This is a genomic window from Pseudomonas monsensis (assembly GCF_014268495.2).
Lineage (GTDB): Bacteria > Pseudomonadota > Gammaproteobacteria > Pseudomonadales > Pseudomonadaceae > Aquipseudomonas > Aquipseudomonas monsensis.
Window position 1 is genome coordinate 6,203,612 of the sequence record NZ_CP077087.1, and the last position, 16,159, is coordinate 6,219,770.

Below are 16,159 nucleotides of genomic sequence, written 5' to 3' on the forward strand. Positions count from 1 at the left end.
TGGCTCTTACTTGATCAGACCATCCAGCGGCGAAGAGGCGCTGGCATAGAGTTTTTTCGGCATGCGGCCGGCGAGGTACGCCAGACGGCCGGCAACGATGGCGTGCTGCATGGCTTGAGCCATCATTACCGGTTGCTGGGCGTGAGCGATGGCCGAGTTCATCAGCACGGCATCACAACCCAGCTCCATGGCGATGGTGGCGTCGGAAGCGGTACCGACACCGGCATCCACCAGCACCGGAATTTTCGCTTCTTCGAGGATGATCTGCAGGTTGTACGGGTTGCAGATCCCCAGACCGGAACCGATCAGACCGGCCAGCGGCATCACCGCGATGCAGCCGATTTCCGCCAGTTGGCGAGCGATGATCGGGTCATCACTGGTGTAAACCATCACGTCGAAGCCTTCCTTGACCAGCGTTTCTGCGGCCTTGAGGGTTTCAATCACGTTGGGGAACAGGGTTTTCTGATCGGCCAGCACTTCCAGCTTCACCAGGTTGTGGCCATCGAGCAGCTCACGGGCCAGGCGGCAGGTGCGCACGGCTTCGATGGCGTCGTAGCAACCGGCAGTATTCGGCAGGAAGGTGTAGCGCTCCGGCGACAGCACTTCGAGCAGGTTCGGCTCGCCTTCGATCTGGCCCAGGTTGGTGCGGCGCACAGCGAAGGTCACGATCTCGGCACCCGAGGCTTCGATGGCCTGGCGGGTTTCTTCCATGTCACGGTACTTGCCGGTGCCGACCAGCAAACGCGACTGGTAAGTACGACCGGCCAGGACGAAAGGCTTGTCGCTACGAACGATGCTCATGGGGAGTCCTCTTTAGGGGTGAGGGTCTTGCAGAATTCTGTGCCCTTGCGAACCGGGCGATTAGCCGCCGCCGATGGCGTGCACCACTTCGACGTTATCGCCGTCGTTGAGAACGGTGTCGGCATGCTGGCTGCGCGGGACGATATCCAGATTGAGTTCGACTGCCACCCGGCGACCGGTCAGGTCCATACGGGCGATCAGGGCCGCAACGGTTTCACCGTCGGGCAGTTCAAGGGATTCGCCGTTCAACTGAATGCGCATGCGCTAGGCCGCCATCATTTTTAGGGGGTGGCATTCTAGCCCGATCATGACCTAAAGGTCAGCACCAAGCGTCAAGCGGTTTACTGCAGGCGCCAGGCGGCAAGTCCAAGGCACAACCAGCCGACCAGAAACGCCAGGCCGCCGAACGGCGTGATGATGCCGAGCTTGCTGATGCCGGTGGTGGTCAACACATACAGGCTGCCGGAGAACAGCAGAATGCCCACGGTGAAGGAAACGCCGGCCCAAGTGACCAGTCGGCCCTGAATCTGCGTGGCCAGCAGCGCCACACCGAACAGCGCCAGAGTGTGCACCAGTTGATAGGTGACGCCGGTATGGAAGATCGCCAGATACTCGGGTGTCAGGCGGTTTTTCAGGCCATGGGCGGCGAAGGCACCCAAGGCGACCCCGGTGAAACCGAAAAAAGCGGCCAGCATCAAAAAGCCACGCAGCATTGGGAACTCCAGTCAGACTCGATCGGCAGGGTCTGTATAATGGCCCGCTCCACGGGTTCGGCCAAGCCATCTCTATGCTGCGTACAATTTTCCGTCGCCTCACGAAGGCCCTGCTCTGGTTCGCGGGTGGCAGCGTCGTGCTGGTCCTGCTGTTCCGCTTCGTGCCGCCGCCCGGCACGGCGCTGATGGTCGAGCGCAAAGTCGAATCCTGGGTCGACGGCGAACCGATCGACCTGCAACGCACGTGGAAACCGTGGGACGAGATCTCCGACGACCTCAAAGTCGCGGTCATGGCCGGTGAAGATCAGAAGTTTCCGGAGCATTGGGGCTTTGATTTCAGTGCGATCCAGGCCGCATTGGCGCATAACGAGCTGGGTGGTTCGATTCGCGGCGCCAGCACCTTGAGCCAGCAAGTGTCGAAGAACCTGTTTCTGTGGTCGGGTCGCAGCTATTTGCGCAAAGGCCTGGAAGCCTGGTTTACCGCGCTGATCGAGGTGTTCTGGCCCAAGCAACGGATTCTTGAGGTGTACCTCAACAGCGTCGAGTGGGACGACGGGGTGTTTGGCGCTGAGGCTGCGGCCCGCCATCACTTTGGCGTAAGCGCGAAGTCGCTGACACGACAGCAGGCGAGTTATCTGGCGGCCGTTCTGCCCAACCCCCGCGTCTGGAGCGCAAGCCATCCGACGGCTTATGTGTCGCGCCGGGCCGGGTGGATTCGGCAGCAGATGAGTCAATTGGGCGGGACCAGTTATCTGCTGGGGCTTGATGATTCGCGCCGGGCGCCTTGGTCTGAATAACGCTGAAGATCCCCTGTGGGAGCGAGCTTGCTCGCGAATACGGTGGATTCAGCAGTGGCGGTGACTGACACTCCGCTTTCGCGAGCAAGCTCGCTCCCACATGGGTTTTGTGTGAAGCCTGAAATGAAAACGCCCCGATCATCGCTGATCGGGGCGTTTTTTTGTTGCCTGAGCGCCGGTTATGCGGCGATCGACAACTTGAGCTTGTTCATCGCGCTCTTCTCGAGCTGACGGATCCGCTCGGCCGACACGTTGTACTTCTGCGCCAGGTCGTGCAGCGTGGCTTTCTCTTCTGCCAGCCAGCGCTGGTAGAGGATGTCGCGGCTACGTTCGTCCAGCACTTCCAGCGCTTCGTGCAGGTTGTGATTGGAGTTGTCGCTCCAGTCGGCATCTTCCAGTTGACGCGCCGGGTCGTACCGGTGGTCTTCCAGGTAGTTGGCCGGCGACTGGAAAGCACTGTCGTCGTCCGCTTCGGCGGCCGGGTCGAAGGCCATGTCATGGCCGGTCAGGCGACTTTCCATCTCGCGCACTTCCCGCGGCTCGACGCCGAGGCTTTCCGCCACACGGTGGACTTCCTCGTTGTTCAGCCACGCCAGGCGTTTCTTCTGGCTGCGCAGGTTGAAGAACAGCTTGCGCTGGGCCTTGGTGGTCGCGACTTTCACAATGCGCCAGTTGCGCAGAATGAATTCGTGAATTTCCGCCTTGATCCAGTGCACGGCGAACGACACCAGACGCACGCCCATTTCCGGGTTGAAGCGCTTCACGGCCTTCATCAGGCCGACGTTACCTTCCTGGATCAGGTCAGCCTGAGCCAGGCCGTAGCCCGAATAGCTACGGGCAATGTGTACGACAAATCGCAGGTGGGCGAGCACCATCTGCCGAGCCGCCCCCAGATCCTGCTCGTAATAGAGACTCTCGGCCAGTTCACGCTCCTGCTCCGGCGTCAGCAATGGAATGCTGTTGACGGTGTGTACATAGGCTTCCAGGTTCGCACCCGGAACCAGCGCATACGCAGGTTGCAAAGAATTGGTCATGCGAAAAAACCTCCGACTTACATACTCGTGCCTTTCAGCACTGCGAAAAATTGACCGGGAACTCAGGTACAAGTTCCCAAAAAACCACAAGGCCAATCACGCGCAAAAAAGATTCTACTTCGGCGCCAGCTCCCTGAGATGACGCGCGACTGCAATCCATGCACCGATATAACCCAACAGCACCGCGCCAAGCAAGAGCGACAGACCGTCGGCAACTGGCACTCCGGCCAGCGCGAAATCACTGCCGTACAAGCCGGCCAGTCCAACCACCGCATCGTTCAGCCAGTTCAGGCCAAACGCCAATACGCCCCAGGACAACAGCCCTGCACCGAAACCATACAACGCACCCATATAAAGGAAGGGACGTCGCACATAGCTGTCAGTGCCGCCGACGAGTTTAATCACTTCGATCTCGATTCGGCGGTTTTCAATATGAAGACGAATGGTATTGCCTATCACCAAAAGTAATGCAGAAACCAGCAGCACCGTCAGACCGAAGACAAACCGGTCGCCGAGCTTGAGGATCGCGGCCAGACGCTCGACCCAGACTAGATCAAGTTGCGCCTGTTGTACCTTGGGCAGCTCGGAAAGTTTTTGTCTTAATGCTTCCAGGGTCGGCTTGTCGACCTCGTTCGGCGTCACCAGCACCACGCCGGGCAGCGGGTTCTCCGGCAGTTCGCGCAGGGCTTCGCCAAGGCCGGACTGTTGCTGAAACTCTTCCAGCGCCTGATCACGACCGACATATTCAGCATCCGCCACGCCAGGCATGCCTTTGATCTGTTCGCGCAACGACTCGCCCTGCTCCGGGCTGGCATCGAGTTGCAGGTACAGCGAAATCTGCGCCGCCCGCTGCCACGAGCCGCCCAGACGCTCGACGTTGTTGAGCAACAGCGACAGGCCCATCGGCAGACTCAGCGCCACGGCCATCACCATGCAGGTGAAGAAGCTGCCGATCGGCTGCTTGCCAAGACGCCGCAGGCTGTCGAGCAGGCTGGCGCGATGGCTTTCGACCCAGGCGCGAAACAGCGTGGCAAAGTCGGGACCGTCGTCTTCGTCGTGTTTTTTCTTCTTCGGTGGCTGCGGATCGGCGGCTTTCGGGGCTACGCGCTCGGAAACCTTCGGACTGCGTGTTGCACTCATACCCCGGCCTCCCCGTCGCCGATCAAGCGGCCGCGTTGCAGGGTCAGCATGCGGTGCCGCATGCGCGCAATCAGGGCCAGGTCGTGACTGGCGATCAGCACGCTGGTGCCCAGCCGGTTGATGTCTTCGAACACGCCCATGATCTCGGCCGCCAGACGCGGGTCGAGGTTACCGGTCGGTTCGTCCGCCAGCAGCAGGGCCGGACGGTGAACGATGGCCCGGGCAATGCCGACGCGCTGTTGCTGACCAGTGGACAGGTCGCCCGGGTACAGATCGGTTTTATCCGACAGCGCCACGCGCTCCAGCGCCGAATCGACACGCTTGGCGATTTCGGCCTTGGACAGCCCGAGAATCTGCAACGGCAACGCGACGTTGTTGAACACCGTGCGATCGAACAGCAACTGGTGATTCTGAAACACCACGCCGATCTGCCGGCGCAGGAACGGAATCTGCGCGTTGCTGATGGTGCTCAGATCCTGCCCGGCCAGCAGCAGCTTGCCGCTGGTCGGACGCTCCATCGCCAGCAACAGGCGCAGCAAGGTCGATTTACCGGCACCGGAGTGACCGGTCACAAACAAGAATTCGCCACGACGGACTCGAAAGCTCAGCTCATGCAAGCCGACGTGACCGTTCGGGTAGCGCTTACCGACCTGTTCGAAACGAATCATGAACGCTCCCGCTCGGCAAACAGTGCCTGGACAAAGGGTTCGGCTTCAAAGGTGCGCAAATCGTCGATGCCTTCACCGACGCCGATGTAGCGGATCGGCAGGCCAAACTGCTTGGCCAGGGCAAAAATCACCCCGCCCTTGGCGGTGCCGTCGAGCTTGGTCAGCGCCAGGCCGGTCAGTTCGACGGTCTGGTTGAATTGCTTGGCCTGGTTGATGGCGTTCTGGCCAGTACCGGCATCGAGCACCAGCAGCACTTCGTGCGGCGCGTCGGCGTCGAGCTTGCCGATCACCCGGCGAACCTTTTTCAATTCTTCCATCAGGTTGTCTTTGGTATGCAGGCGACCGGCGGTGTCGGCAATCAGCACGTCGATGCCACGGGCCTTGGCGGCCTGCACGGCGTCGAAGATCACCGAAGCCGAGTCGGCGCCGGTGTGCTGGGCGATGACCGGGATCTTGTTGCGTTCGCCCCAGACCTGCAGTTGCTCAACGGCCGCGGCGCGGAAGGTGTCACCGGCGGCGAGCATGACTTTCTTGCCTTCCAGTTGCAGCTTCTTCGCCAGTTTGCCGATGGTGGTGGTCTTGCCGGCGCCGTTGACGCCGACCACCAGAATCACGAATGGCTTGTTCTGCGAGACGATCTTCAGCGGTTGTTCGACCGGTTTGAGCATCGCCGCCAGCTCGGCCTGCAGGGATTTGTACAACGCGTCGGCGTCGGCCAATTCTTTGCGGGCGACCTTCTGGGTCAGGCGCTGGATGATTTGCGTGGTGGCTTCGACGCCCACGTCGGCGGTCAGCAGACGGGTTTCGAGGTCGTCGAGCAGGTCGTCGTCGATGGTCTTGCGACCGAGAAACAGGCTGGCCATGCCTTCGCCGATGCTGGCGCTGGTCTTGGACAGGCCTTGCTTGAGGCGGGCGAAGAAGCCGGCCTTGGTTTCTTCGGTGCGTGGCGCTTCGACCGGCGTTTCAACTGGCACCGCAACCGGCACAGTGGCGACAGGTGCAGGTGCAGGTGCAGGTGCAGGTGCAGGTGCAGGTTGTTGAACAACCGGGGCAACGACCGCAGGCGCAACAGGTTCAGCAACCACCGCCGGCGCAGGCTCGGCAACGGGCTCAAGCACCGGCGCCGGTGCAGCTTCAGGAACAAACGCAGCAGGCGCAGGAATCGGCGGCGTCACGTGCGGCGCAGTTTCTTCAACCAGCGCCACCGGCTCTTCCGCCACCGGCAAGGTCAGCCACGGCTCGGCGGCCGGCGTCAGCGACACCCCGCCTGCCACAGGCACTTCCGGTTCTGGCTCTGGCTCAACCGGTTGCAACACCGGCTCAGCGATCGGCAGAACGATCGGAGCTTGCTCTTCTTCTACGATGGGTGCCGGCGCGGGGGCTGGTTCAGGAATCGCAGGCGGCTGTTCGACAACGGGTTCCTGCGGTTTCTTACGCAGCCATCCGAACAGGCTTTTCTTCTCGCCAGCCGCAGCTGGGGTCTTCTTGTCGTCGTTGGAACCAAACATGGAGGACGGCTATCTCACGGTAGCGACGCGCCATAAGGGCGCCCCGGCAAATAAATATTCGATGCAGAACAGACTGTGTTTCATCCAGCTTGTTCACGCGCAACATGTTGTCGAGGCGCCAGCGGCACCCCAAAGAATCGTATAAACGAAGGACTCAACCGGCAAAATCGGCGAAAAAGCGAAGTCTAGTCGATAAACCGCAGCTTTCTGCCGCCAACCTATACAGCCGTATCAAGCCTGAAAACCTGATAGGCGTGGTCGCCGGTAAAACGGATCAGTATCCTAGCACCTCCTCGCCCGCCTAGGCTAAGACCAAGCGGGCAGCCCAACAGGTTAAAAAACGAATGAATGCTCTAGCCCGCCGCGCTGCTGGCCTGCTGCTCAGCACAGTCTGCCTGCCCCTTTCGGCCCTGGCGGCCGACCCGCAACCGACCCATGAATTCACCCTCGACAATGGTCTCAAGGTCGTCGTGCGCGAAGACCATCGCGCGCCAGTAGTGGTGTCGCAAGTCTGGTACAAGGTCGGTTCCAGCTACGAAACCCCGGGGCAGACCGGTCTGTCCCACGCGCTCGAGCACATGATGTTCAAGGGCAGCGAAAAGGTTGGCCCCGGCGAAGCCTCGCTGATCCTGCGCGACCTCGGCGCCGAAGAGAACGCCTTCACCAGCGACGACTTCACCGCTTATTACCAAGTGCTGGCCCGCGACCGTCTGGGCGTGGCCTTTGAGCTGGAAGCCGACCGCATGGCCAACCTGCGCCTGCCGGCTGACGAGTTTGCCAAGGAAATCGAAGTCATCAAGGAAGAGCGCCGCCTGCGCACCGATGACAAGCCGATGTCCAAGGCCTACGAACGCTACAAAGCAATGGCTTACCCGGCGAGCGGCTACCACACGCCGACCATCGGCTGGATGGCCGACCTCGACCGGATGAAGGTCGAGGAGCTGCGCCACTGGTACCAATCCTGGTATGTGCCGAACAATGCCACGCTGGTGGTGGTCGGCGACGTCACTCCGGACGAAGTCAAAACCCTCGCCCAGCGCTATTTCGGCCCGATTGCCAGACGCGACGTGCCACCGGCGAAAAAGCCGCTGGAACTGGCCGAACCCGGCGAACGCCAGATCACCCTGCACGTGCAGACCCAATTGCCCAGCCTGATGCTCGGTTTCAATGTGCCAAGTATTGCCACAGCCGAAGACAAACGCTCGGTCAACGCTCTGCGCCTGATCTCGGCGCTGCTTGACGGCGGTTACAGCGGACGCATCCCGACGCAACTGGAGCGCGGCGAAGAGTTGGTCTCCGGCGGCTCGTCGAGCTACGACGCCTACACCCGTGGCGACAGCCTGTTCACCCTGTCGGCGACGCCGAACACCCAGAAGAAAAAGACCATGGCGCAAGCCGAGGCCGGTCTGTGGAAACTGCTGGAACAGTTGAAGACCACCGCGCCGTCCGCCGAAGAACTGGAGCGCGTGCGTGCGCAGGTCATTGCCGGCCTGGTCTTCGAACGTGATTCGATCACCAGCCAGGCCACCGCCATCGGTCAGCTTGAAACGGTCGGTCTGTCGTGGAAACTGATGGACACCGAACTGGCCGATCTGGAAAGCGTGACCCCGCAAGACATCCAGAACGCCGCCAAGCTGTATTTCACCCGCGAACGTCTCAGCGTCGCCCACGTCCTGCCACTGGAGACGACTCATGAGTAAGCGCAAATCCCCACGCCTGCTGCTTGGCCTGATCGCCGTGGCAGTCATCGGCTCCGCCGCGTTTTATCTGGTACCCGACACCGGGACCCATGCCAGCGAAGCACTGGACAACGCCAAGTCGAGCCAGAAACTGCAATCGCTGACCGAACTCGACGGCAAGGCCCCGGCCAGCCGCAAACTCGACGTACAGACCTGGAACACCGCCGAAGGCGCCAAGGTGCTGTTCGTCGAGGCCCATGAGCTGCCGATGTTCGACATGCGCCTGATCTTTGCTGCCGGCAGCAGTCAGGACGGCAACGTGCCGGGGCTGGCGGTGCTGACCAACGCGATGCTCAATGAGGGTGTCGCCGGCAAAGACGTCGGTGCAATTGCCCAGGGCTTCGAAGGTCTGGGAGCGGATTTCGGCAACGGTGCCTTCAAGGACATGGCGCTGGCTTCGCTGCGTAGCCTGAGCGCCGCCGATAAGCGTGAACCGGCACTCAAGCTGTTCGCCGACGTGGTCGGCAAGCCGACCTTCCCGGCAGACTCGTTTGCGCGGATCAAGAACCAGTTGCTCGCCGGTTTCGAATACCAGAAACAGAACCCCGGCAAACTTGCCACCCTTGAACTGATGAAGCGTCTGTACGGCGACCACCCGTACGCGCATTCGAGTGACGGCAACGCGCAAAGCATACCGAAGATCACCCTGGCACAACTGCGTGAGTTCCACGCCAAAGCCTACGCGGCCGGCAATGTGGTCATCGCGCTGGTCGGTGACCTGTCCCGCACCGACGCCGAGGCCATCGCCAATCAAGTGTCCTCTGCCCTGCCGAAAGGCCCGGCCCTGGCGAAGATCGCGGCGCCGCAAGAACCGAAGGCCAGCACCGGCCACATCGAGTTCCCGTCCAAACAGACCAACCTGATGCTCGCGCAACTGGGCATCGACCGTGATGACCCGGATTACGCGGCACTGTCGATGGGCAACCAGATCCTCGGTGGCGGTGGTTTCGGCACGCGCCTGATGAGCGAAGTGCGCGAGAAACGCGGCCTGACTTACGGCGTGTATTCGGCGTTCAGCCCGATGCAGGCCCGTGGCCCGTTCATGATCAACCTGCAGACCCGCGCGGAAATGAGCGAAGGCACCCTGAAACTGGTGCAGGACGTACTCGCCGATTACCTGAAAACCGGCCCGACGCAGAAAGAACTCGACGACGCCAAACGCGAACTGGCCGGCAGCTTCCCGCTGTCCACCGCGAGCAACGCCGACATCGTCGGCCAACTCGGCGCCATGGGCTTCTATAATCTGCCGTTGAGTTATCTGGACGACTTCATGAAACAGTCCCAGAGCCTGACTGTAGACCAGGTGCGCGACGCCCTGAACAAACACCTGAGCACGGACAAAATGGTCATCGTCAGCGCTGGCCCGACCGTGCCGCAAAAGCCGTTACCGGCCCCATCTGATAAACCTGCCGAGCAACCGCTCGGGGTTCCGGAGCATTAATGGCAACTCGTACACCGAAAAAACCTGCGCAAAACGTGCACAACGGCGTGAACCAACTGCGCATCATCGGCGGCGAATGGCGCAGCCGAAAACTGAGCTTCCCCGACGCGCCGGGCCTGCGCCCGACGCCGGATCGCGTGCGTGAAACCCTGTTCAACTGGCTCGCGCCGTATGTGGCCGGGGCCAAGGTGCTGGATCCGTTCGCCGGCAGCGGCGCACTGTTTCTCGAAGCACTGTCCCGTGGCGCGGCCATGGGCCAGGCACTGGACGCCAGCCATGTCGCGGTGTCCAGCCTGAAAGAACACCTCGGCACCCTGCGCTGCACCAACGGCCAGGTGCAGACCGCCGACGCCTTGCGCTACCTGGAAACCCAGGTCGCCACGCCGTTCGACCTGGTGTTCCTCGATCCGCCGTTCAACCAGAACCTGTTGCCGGCCGTTTGCACATTGCTGGAAGAGCGCGAATGGCTGGCGCCCGATTCGTGGATCTACACTGAAAGCGAAACCGCGCCGTCGACCCTGGGCCTGCCGGGCAACTGGCGCCTGCACCGCGAGCAGAAATCCGGGCGGGTCTATTACGCGTTGTGGCAACGCATGGCAGTTAACTGAAAGTATTGAAGAACCCTGTGGCGCGGGAGCTGGCTCCCTCGCCACAAAAGGTGTGTGCCCTCTGGAAACTGAACGCTTCACCCCGGCCTTCGGCCTCGGCAATCCGCACCTGCAAACCTTGTGGGGGCCGCTGTGGCGCAAAACCGTGCATATCGAACGCGAGCGCGAACGCTTATGGCTTGAGGACGGCGACTTTCTCGACCTCGACTGGCATGGCCCGCACAGTGCCGAGGCACCCTTGGTGCTGGTGCTGCATGGGCTGACCGGCTCCTCCAATTCACCTTACGTCGCAGGCATTCAGAAGGCGTTGGCCGATCAAGGCTGGGCCAGTGTCGCGCTGAACTGGCGTGGCTGCTCGGGCGAACCGAATCTGTTGCCGCGCAGTTACCACTCCGGCGCCAGCGAAGACCTTGCCGAAGCCATCAGACACCTGCGCGCCAAACGGCCGCTGGCGCCACTGTATGCAGTCGGTTATTCGCTCGGCGGCAACGTGCTGCTCAAGCATCTGGGAGAAACCGGCAGCGACAGCGGCGTACTCGGTGCGGTCGCCGTGTCGGTGCCGTTTCGTCTCGATCAATGCGCCGACCGCATCGGCCAGGGCTTTTCCAGGGTCTATCAGGCGCACTTCATGCGCGAGATGGTCGCCTACATCAAGAACAAGCAACGGCAATTCCAGCATGACGGACGCGAGGATGGCCTCGCCGCGCTGGCCGCCCTCGGCTCGCTGGAAAACATGCGTACCTTCTGGGATTTCGATGGCCGGGTGACCGCGCCACTGCACGGTTTTACCGACGCCGAGGATTACTATCGCCGCGCCTCGAGCCGCTATTTCCTCGGTGAAGTCCGCACGCCGACCCTGATCATTCAGGCCGCCGACGATCCGTTTGTCTTCCCCCACAGCCTGCCTTCGGCGCAGGAGCTGTCCGCCACCACGCAATTCGAACTGCAGGCCAAGGGCGGGCATGTCGGCTTTGTCGATGGCACGTTCCGTCAGCCCGGTTACTACCTGGAACGGCGTATCCCGCAATGGCTGGCCCGTGTGACGCCATGAACGAGACGGGCGAATCGATCCGTTTCTGGCAAACCGCGCCATTGGCCGGGGTCGAACTGTTATCGGCGCGCTACATCGACCATCGCTTCGCCCCCCACGTCCACGACGGCTACGTGATCGGCATGATCATGGCCGGCGCCCAGCGCTACCGGTATCGCGGTGCCGAACACCTGGCCGGCAGCGGCACGCTGGTGCTGATCAACCCGGATGAGTTGCACACCGGTCACAAAGGCACCGAGGACGGCTGGCTGTACCGGGCGTTTTATCCCGATACCGGGCAGATCGTTTCGTTGCTTGAAGAGCTGGAACTGCCGACCGCACCGATGCCGGCCTTCGGCGCGACGCTGTACCGCGACCCGGATCTGGTCAACGGTTTCTGCCAGTTGCACCGTTTGCTGGAAAGCCCCGCCACCGCCCTGCAACAGCAGACGGTGTGGCGCGAGATGATGCTGCTGCTGTTGCAGCGCCACGCGGCGGTGCAGATCAGCGGCAAACCGGGCAAGGAACATCGCGCGGTGGTGCTGGCCAAGGAGCTGCTGCATGCGCAACTGGCTGCACCGCCGTCGCTGGAGGAACTGGCTGCGGCGGTCAATCTGTCGCCGTTCCATTTTGCCCGGGTGTTCCGCCGCGCCACGGGCATGCCGCCGCACACCTGGTTGATGCAACAACGCATCGCCACAGCGCGCGGCCTGTTGCAGAGCGGCTGTCTGCCGGTGGAAGTTGCCATGCAACTGGGGTTTGCCGATCAGAGCCATCTGAGTCGGCAGTTCAAGCAGGTGTACGGCGTGGGGCCAGCGGCGTATCGCAGTGCCAGACAAATACCATCAAACACCGAACAACCGCTGTAGGCGTGAGCCTGCCGGGAGAACCTCGTGGGGATCACTCGCCGGTGGCGATGCCTCGGGAAGGCTCGTTGATCCACTCGCTCCACGACCCGGCGTACAACGAAGCCAACGGATACCCCGCCAGGCACAACGCAAACAGGTTGTGACACGCCGTCACCCCGGACCCGCAATACGCCACCAGAGCCGCTGGCGAGCGATCGCCGAGTTTGGCGGCAAACCGCTGCTTGAGCTGGTCCGCCGGCAGGAAACGCCCGTCGCTGCCAAGGTTCTCGGTAAACGCCGCACATTGCGCACCGGGAATGTGCCCGGCAATCGGGTCGATCGGCTCCACTTCCCCTTTGAAACGCGGCAAGGCCCGCGCATCCAGCAGCGTCAGCGCCGGCTGGCCGAGACGCTGCTGCAATTGTTCGGCGCTGAGCAGCAAGCCCATGTCCGGCTGACCGCTGAAATGGCCACGGCTGTTCGCCGGTGCATCCAGGCTCAGCGGTAACCCCGCACCGTGCCAGGCCTTGAGTCCGCCATCGAGGATGAACACACCCTCGCGCTTGCCCAGCCACGCCAGCAACCACCACGCCCGCGCCGCGTAGGCACCGGGACCGTCGTCATAGAGCACCACATCGCTGTCGGCATTGATGCCCCACGCTTGCAGTCGCTCGATCAATGCCGCCGGCTCAGGCAGCGGATGACGTCCGGTCACGCCCTTGACCACAGGCCCGCTGAGGTCACGTTCCAGATCGGCGAAATGCGCGCCGGCAATGTGCCCTTCGGCGTAGCTGCGCTGACCGTAATCCGGGTCTTCGAGGGCAAAACGACAATCGAGAATCACCAGCCCCGGCTGCTCCTTGCGGGCATCCAGTGCGACGGGGCTGATCAGTTGCGCAATCGGCATGACGGACTCCTGTGGGATGTCGGCGGTACGGTTTACTTCACGTCTTCGAGGGCCTGGGCCAGCGGCACGTAGAACTCCTCGAACAATGCGTTGACCTGCTCGCGCGCCTGATCGGTGACGAACCCGGCTTCCAGCACCAGCACCTGATACACGCCGCGTTTGACGGCCTGTTCGCTGAGGTGATTGGAGTTTTCCCGGGTGGTGCACAGGAAGCGCACCCACGACGTCAGGATGATCCACGCATTGAGGGTCAGGGATTCGATCTGCACGCGATCCATTTTGAGGATCCCGGCCGCGACAAAACCTTCGTAAATGGCGGCGCCCTGAATCACGCAGCGCTGGGAAAAGCGCCGATAACGGGCCGCCAGCTCGGCGTCGCTGTCGAGCAGGTGCTCGAGATCGCGATGCAGAAAACGGTAACGCCACATCGCCGACAGCAATTCCTTGAGATAGAAACGCTTGTCTTCCACCGTCGCGGCGCGGCCCTGCGGCGGGCGCAGAAAGCTGTCGACCAGGGCTTCGTACTCACTGAACAGCACGGCGATGATCGCCTGCTTGTTGGGGAAGTGGTAGTACAGATTGCCCGGAGAAATCTCCATGTGGGCCGCAATGTGGTTGGTGCTGACGCTGCGCTCGCCCTGCTGATTGAACAGCTCCAGGCTGTTCTGCACGATGCGCTCGCTGGTTTTTATTCGTGGGGCCATGGCTTGAGCTTTAATTCAGAGTGCGGTGACAGGCATCTTACGACCTATCCGGAGCGGGATAAAACAAAGCTGCGCAAGGAAGTCATTTGACTTTCTAGAGCATAGACTCTAGAAAGTCCTCACGATAATAAAACCGGAGCCTTCAATGACTGCCGATATTGCTTACCTGCAAACCTTGCAAGAGCCACTTGAAGCGCTCGACCGGTTGTTCGCCGCGCAACGTGCCGCCTACGCCGCCAACCCGATGCCCCCCGCCGCGCAACGCCAGCAATGGCTGAAGAGCTTGCGCGATTTGCTCAGCAGCGAACGTCAGGCCCTGATCGACGCCATCAGCACCGATTTCAGCCATCGCAGCGCCGATGAAACCTTGCTCGCCGAGCTGATGCCGAGCCTGCATGGCATTCATTACGCCAGCCGCCACCTCAAAGGCTGGATGAAGGCCTCGCGGCGCAAGGTCGGCATGGCGTTCCAACCGGCTTCGGCGAAAGTGGTGTACCAGCCGCTCGGCGTCGTCGGTGTCATCGTGCCGTGGAACTACCCGCTTTATCTGGCCATCGGCCCGCTGGTCGGCGCGTTGGCGGCGGGCAACCGGGTGATGCTCAAACTCAGCGAATCAACCCCGGCGACCGGGCAATTGCTCAAGCAACTGTTCGCCCGCGTATTCCCTGAAGACCTGGTCTGCGTGGTGCTCGGAGAGGCGGACGTCGGCGTGGCATTTTCCCGGTTGCGCTTCGATCACTTGCTGTTCACTGGCGCCACCAGCATTGGCAAGCACGTGATGCGCGCCGCTGCCGAAAACCTCACGCCGGTCACTCTGGAACTGGGCGGCAAATCGCCGGCCATCGTCTCCCACGACGTACCGCTCAAGGACGCCGCCGAACGCATCGCCTTCGGTAAAACCCTGAATGCCGGGCAGACCTGCGTCGCACCGGACTACGTGCTGGTGCCGGAAGACCGTGTCGGCGGGTTCGTCGAAGCCTATCGCCAGGCCGTCCAGGGTTTTTACCCGACCCTCGCCGACAACCCGGATTACACGGCGATCATCAATGAACGCCAGCTGGCACGCCTCAATGGCTACATCAGTGATGCCACCAGCAAAGGCGCGTTGCTGATTCCATTGTTCGAACACGGTCAGGGCCGACGCATGCCGCACAGCCTGTTGCTGAATGTCAGCGACGAAATGACCGTGATGCAGGACGAAATCTTCGGCCCGCTGCTACCGATCGTGCCGTATCAGGATCTGCAGCAGGCATTCGCTTACATCAATCAGCGACCACGTCCTCTGGCGCTTTACTACTTCGGCTACGACAAACGCGAACAGCACCGCGTGTTGCACGAAACCCACTCCGGCGGCGTGTGCCTGAACGACACCCTGTTGCATGTGGCGCAGGACGATATGCCATTCGGCGGCATCGGCCCGTCAGGCATGGGCCATTACCACGGCCATGAAGGTTTCCTCACATTCAGTAAAGCCAAAGGTGTGTTGATCAAGCAGCGCTTCAATGCGTCCAGGCTGATTTACCCGCCCTACGGCAAATCGATTCAGAAACTGATCCAGAAGCTGTTCATCCGCTAAGCCCTTGTCACCGCCGGGTAATAAAAACAATGCACCCAAGCCTGACTGAAACACCTGCGCTGTCGCGCCGTGGCCTGCTGAAGTTCAGCCTCGGCGCCACCGCGTTTCTTGCCACTGCCGGACTCGGCGCCAGCCTCAGTGGCTGTTCGTCGAGCGTGACCGCCAACGGGTTCGCCGCATTGCGCGACGGTGATCTGTTGTTTCTGCGCGCCTTGATTCCAGTGATGCTCGAGGGCGCCGTGGCGAGCGAAAAAATGCCCGGCGCCGTCGATGGCACCCTCAAGTCGCTGGACTACAGCCTCGATCACCTGTCGCCGGAAATGCTCAAACTCACCCGGCAACTGTTCGACGTGCTCGGCATGGCCGTCACGCGCGGGCCGCTCACCGGAATCTGGGGCAGCTGGAAAAACGCCGGCCCCGAGGCCATGCGTCACTTTCTCGAACGCTGGCAGAACAGCTCGCTGAGCCTGCTGCGCATGGGCCACAGCTCCCTGCAGCAAATGGTGATGATGGCCTGGTACACCCGCGCCGAGTCCTGGGCGCACTGCGGCTACCCCGGCCCGCCTGCCGTCTGAAACCGGGGCTCGCCCCCACAAGGGAATGCATTTCAATGTGGGAGCGAGCTTGCTCGCGAAGGCGCCAGCC

The 16,159-nt window shown here is 61.8% G+C and carries 17 protein-coding genes; 8 read left to right on the forward strand and 9 right to left on the reverse strand.

Going from position 1 to position 16,159, the window contains the following annotated elements; translation table 11 throughout:
- Positions 1 to 6: 6 nt before the first annotated feature.
- The 3 genes from HV782_RS27470 to HV782_RS27480 form a co-directional block, all read right to left on the reverse strand.
- Positions 7 to 801 carry a thiazole synthase gene (locus HV782_RS27470; RefSeq protein ID WP_110644432.1) on the reverse strand — a complete coding sequence of 265 codons (795 nt, stop codon included), beginning with the start codon at positions 799 to 801 and terminating at the stop codon, positions 7 to 9.
- Between the two features lie 60 nt (positions 802 to 861).
- Positions 862 to 1,062 carry a sulfur carrier protein ThiS gene (thiS, locus tag HV782_RS27475; RefSeq protein ID WP_027610571.1) on the reverse strand — a complete coding sequence of 67 codons (201 nt, stop codon included), beginning with the start codon at positions 1,060 to 1,062 and terminating at the stop codon, positions 862 to 864.
- 80 nt (positions 1,063 to 1,142) lie between these two features.
- Positions 1,143 to 1,514 carry a DUF423 domain-containing protein gene (locus HV782_RS27480; protein WP_123469566.1) on the reverse strand — a complete coding sequence of 124 codons (372 nt, stop codon included), beginning with the start codon at positions 1,512 to 1,514 and terminating at the stop codon, positions 1,143 to 1,145.
- 74 nt (positions 1,515 to 1,588) lie between these two features.
- Between HV782_RS27480 and mtgA the strand changes: the two genes are divergently transcribed.
- On the forward strand, positions 1,589 to 2,311 hold the full coding sequence (mtgA, locus tag HV782_RS27485; protein WP_123469568.1) for a monofunctional biosynthetic peptidoglycan transglycosylase: 723 nt from the start codon (positions 1,589 to 1,591) through the stop codon (positions 2,309 to 2,311).
- 179 nt (positions 2,312 to 2,490) lie between these two features.
- Here the strand turns inward: mtgA and rpoH are convergent, their stop codons facing one another.
- The 4 genes from rpoH to ftsY form a co-directional block, all read right to left on the reverse strand.
- Complete coding sequence (gene rpoH, locus HV782_RS27490) at positions 2,491 to 3,345, reverse strand: RNA polymerase sigma factor RpoH (protein WP_003229146.1); 855 nt, start codon at positions 3,343 to 3,345, stop codon at positions 2,491 to 2,493.
- A gap of 114 nt (positions 3,346 to 3,459) precedes the next feature.
- Complete coding sequence (gene ftsX / locus HV782_RS27495) at positions 3,460 to 4,485, reverse strand: permease-like cell division protein FtsX (RefSeq protein ID WP_123469571.1); 1,026 nt, start codon at positions 4,483 to 4,485, stop codon at positions 3,460 to 3,462.
- Positions 4,482 to 5,153: a cell division ATP-binding protein FtsE gene (gene ftsE / locus HV782_RS27500; RefSeq protein WP_003229148.1), complete on the reverse strand. Its 672-nt coding sequence runs from the start codon at positions 5,151 to 5,153 to the stop codon at positions 4,482 to 4,484. The genes ftsX and ftsE overlap by 4 nt, the downstream gene beginning before the upstream one ends.
- Complete coding sequence (gene ftsY / locus HV782_RS27505) at positions 5,150 to 6,661, reverse strand: signal recognition particle-docking protein FtsY (protein ID WP_186747117.1); 1,512 nt, start codon at positions 6,659 to 6,661, stop codon at positions 5,150 to 5,152. Before ftsY ends, ftsE begins: the two co-directional genes overlap by 4 nt.
- 344 nt (positions 6,662 to 7,005) lie before the next feature.
- Between ftsY and HV782_RS27510 the strand changes: the two genes are divergently transcribed.
- Genes HV782_RS27510 through HV782_RS27530 form a run of 5 tightly spaced genes read left to right on the forward strand, consistent with a single transcriptional unit; the run spans position 7,006 to position 12,348 of the window.
- Complete coding sequence (locus HV782_RS27510; RefSeq protein ID WP_123469575.1) at positions 7,006 to 8,361, forward strand: M16 family metallopeptidase; 1,356 nt, start codon at positions 7,006 to 7,008, stop codon at positions 8,359 to 8,361.
- The gene (locus tag HV782_RS27515; RefSeq protein WP_186747115.1) at positions 8,354 to 9,841 is read left to right on the forward strand and encodes a M16 family metallopeptidase; all 1,488 of its coding nucleotides are present in this window, start codon (positions 8,354 to 8,356) and stop codon (positions 9,839 to 9,841) included. The genes HV782_RS27510 and HV782_RS27515 overlap by 8 nt, the downstream gene beginning before the upstream one ends.
- Positions 9,841 to 10,449 carry a 16S rRNA (guanine(966)-N(2))-methyltransferase RsmD gene (gene rsmD, locus HV782_RS27520; RefSeq protein WP_123469579.1) on the forward strand — a complete coding sequence of 203 codons (609 nt, stop codon included), beginning with the start codon at positions 9,841 to 9,843 and terminating at the stop codon, positions 10,447 to 10,449. The genes HV782_RS27515 and rsmD overlap by 1 nt, the downstream gene beginning before the upstream one ends.
- A gap of 52 nt (positions 10,450 to 10,501) precedes the next feature.
- Complete coding sequence (locus HV782_RS27525; protein ID WP_128614684.1) at positions 10,502 to 11,500, forward strand: hydrolase; 999 nt, start codon at positions 10,502 to 10,504, stop codon at positions 11,498 to 11,500.
- Positions 11,497 to 12,348: an AraC family transcriptional regulator gene (locus HV782_RS27530; protein ID WP_128614685.1), complete on the forward strand. Its 852-nt coding sequence runs from the start codon at positions 11,497 to 11,499 to the stop codon at positions 12,346 to 12,348. The genes HV782_RS27525 and HV782_RS27530 overlap by 4 nt, the downstream gene beginning before the upstream one ends.
- Positions 12,349 to 12,379: 31 nt before the next feature.
- On the opposite strand, the gene HV782_RS27535 is transcribed toward HV782_RS27530, so the two are convergent.
- Positions 12,380 to 13,234, reverse strand: coding sequence for a sulfurtransferase (locus tag HV782_RS27535; protein ID WP_186747113.1), 855 nt, complete (start codon positions 13,232 to 13,234; stop codon positions 12,380 to 12,382).
- Between the two features lie 32 nt (positions 13,235 to 13,266).
- Positions 13,267 to 13,938, reverse strand: a complete 672-nt coding sequence (locus HV782_RS27540; protein ID WP_123469587.1) for a TetR/AcrR family transcriptional regulator — start codon at positions 13,936 to 13,938, stop codon at positions 13,267 to 13,269.
- A 145-nt stretch (positions 13,939 to 14,083) separates the two neighbouring features.
- Between HV782_RS27540 and HV782_RS27545 the strand changes: the two genes are divergently transcribed.
- Positions 14,084 to 15,514 (forward strand): coniferyl aldehyde dehydrogenase, encoded by a 1,431-nt coding sequence (locus tag HV782_RS27545; RefSeq protein WP_123469589.1) that lies wholly within the window; start codon positions 14,084 to 14,086, stop codon positions 15,512 to 15,514.
- Positions 15,515 to 15,543: 29 nt separating this feature from the next.
- Complete coding sequence (locus tag HV782_RS27550) at positions 15,544 to 16,089, forward strand: twin-arginine translocation pathway signal protein (RefSeq protein ID WP_186747111.1); 546 nt, start codon at positions 15,544 to 15,546, stop codon at positions 16,087 to 16,089.
- Positions 16,090 to 16,159 lie beyond the last annotated feature (70 nt).

Coding starts and splice junctions, on each gene's coding strand:
- ftsE (WP_003229148.1), bottom strand. CDS start 5,153: ATGATTCGTTTCGAACAGGTCGGTAAGCGCTACCCGAACGGTCACGTC.
- rsmD (WP_123469579.1), top strand. CDS start 9,841: ATGGCAACTCGTACACCGAAAAAACCTGCGCAAAACGTGCACAACGGC.
- HV782_RS27510 (WP_123469575.1), top strand. CDS start 7,006: ATGAATGCTCTAGCCCGCCGCGCTGCTGGCCTGCTGCTCAGCACAGTC.
- thiS (WP_027610571.1), bottom strand. CDS start 1,062: ATGCGCATTCAGTTGAACGGCGAATCCCTTGAACTGCCCGACGGTGAA.
- mtgA (WP_123469568.1), top strand. CDS start 1,589: ATGCTGCGTACAATTTTCCGTCGCCTCACGAAGGCCCTGCTCTGGTTC.
- ftsY (WP_186747117.1), bottom strand. CDS start 6,661: ATGTTTGGTTCCAACGACGACAAGAAGACCCCAGCTGCGGCTGGCGAG.
- HV782_RS27540 (WP_123469587.1), bottom strand. CDS start 13,938: ATGGCCCCACGAATAAAAACCAGCGAGCGCATCGTGCAGAACAGCCTG.
- HV782_RS27470 (WP_110644432.1), bottom strand. CDS start 801: ATGAGCATCGTTCGTAGCGACAAGCCTTTCGTCCTGGCCGGTCGTACT.
- rpoH (WP_003229146.1), bottom strand. CDS start 3,345: ATGACCAATTCTTTGCAACCTGCGTATGCGCTGGTTCCGGGTGCGAAC.
- HV782_RS27545 (WP_123469589.1), top strand. CDS start 14,084: ATGACTGCCGATATTGCTTACCTGCAAACCTTGCAAGAGCCACTTGAA.
- HV782_RS27480 (WP_123469566.1), bottom strand. CDS start 1,514: ATGCTGCGTGGCTTTTTGATGCTGGCCGCTTTTTTCGGTTTCACCGGG.
- HV782_RS27530 (WP_128614685.1), top strand. CDS start 11,497: ATGAACGAGACGGGCGAATCGATCCGTTTCTGGCAAACCGCGCCATTG.
- ftsX (WP_123469571.1), bottom strand. CDS start 4,485: ATGAGTGCAACACGCAGTCCGAAGGTTTCCGAGCGCGTAGCCCCGAAA.
- HV782_RS27515 (WP_186747115.1), top strand. CDS start 8,354: ATGAGTAAGCGCAAATCCCCACGCCTGCTGCTTGGCCTGATCGCCGTG.
- HV782_RS27550 (WP_186747111.1), top strand. CDS start 15,544: ATGCACCCAAGCCTGACTGAAACACCTGCGCTGTCGCGCCGTGGCCTG.
- HV782_RS27535 (WP_186747113.1), bottom strand. CDS start 13,234: ATGCCGATTGCGCAACTGATCAGCCCCGTCGCACTGGATGCCCGCAAG.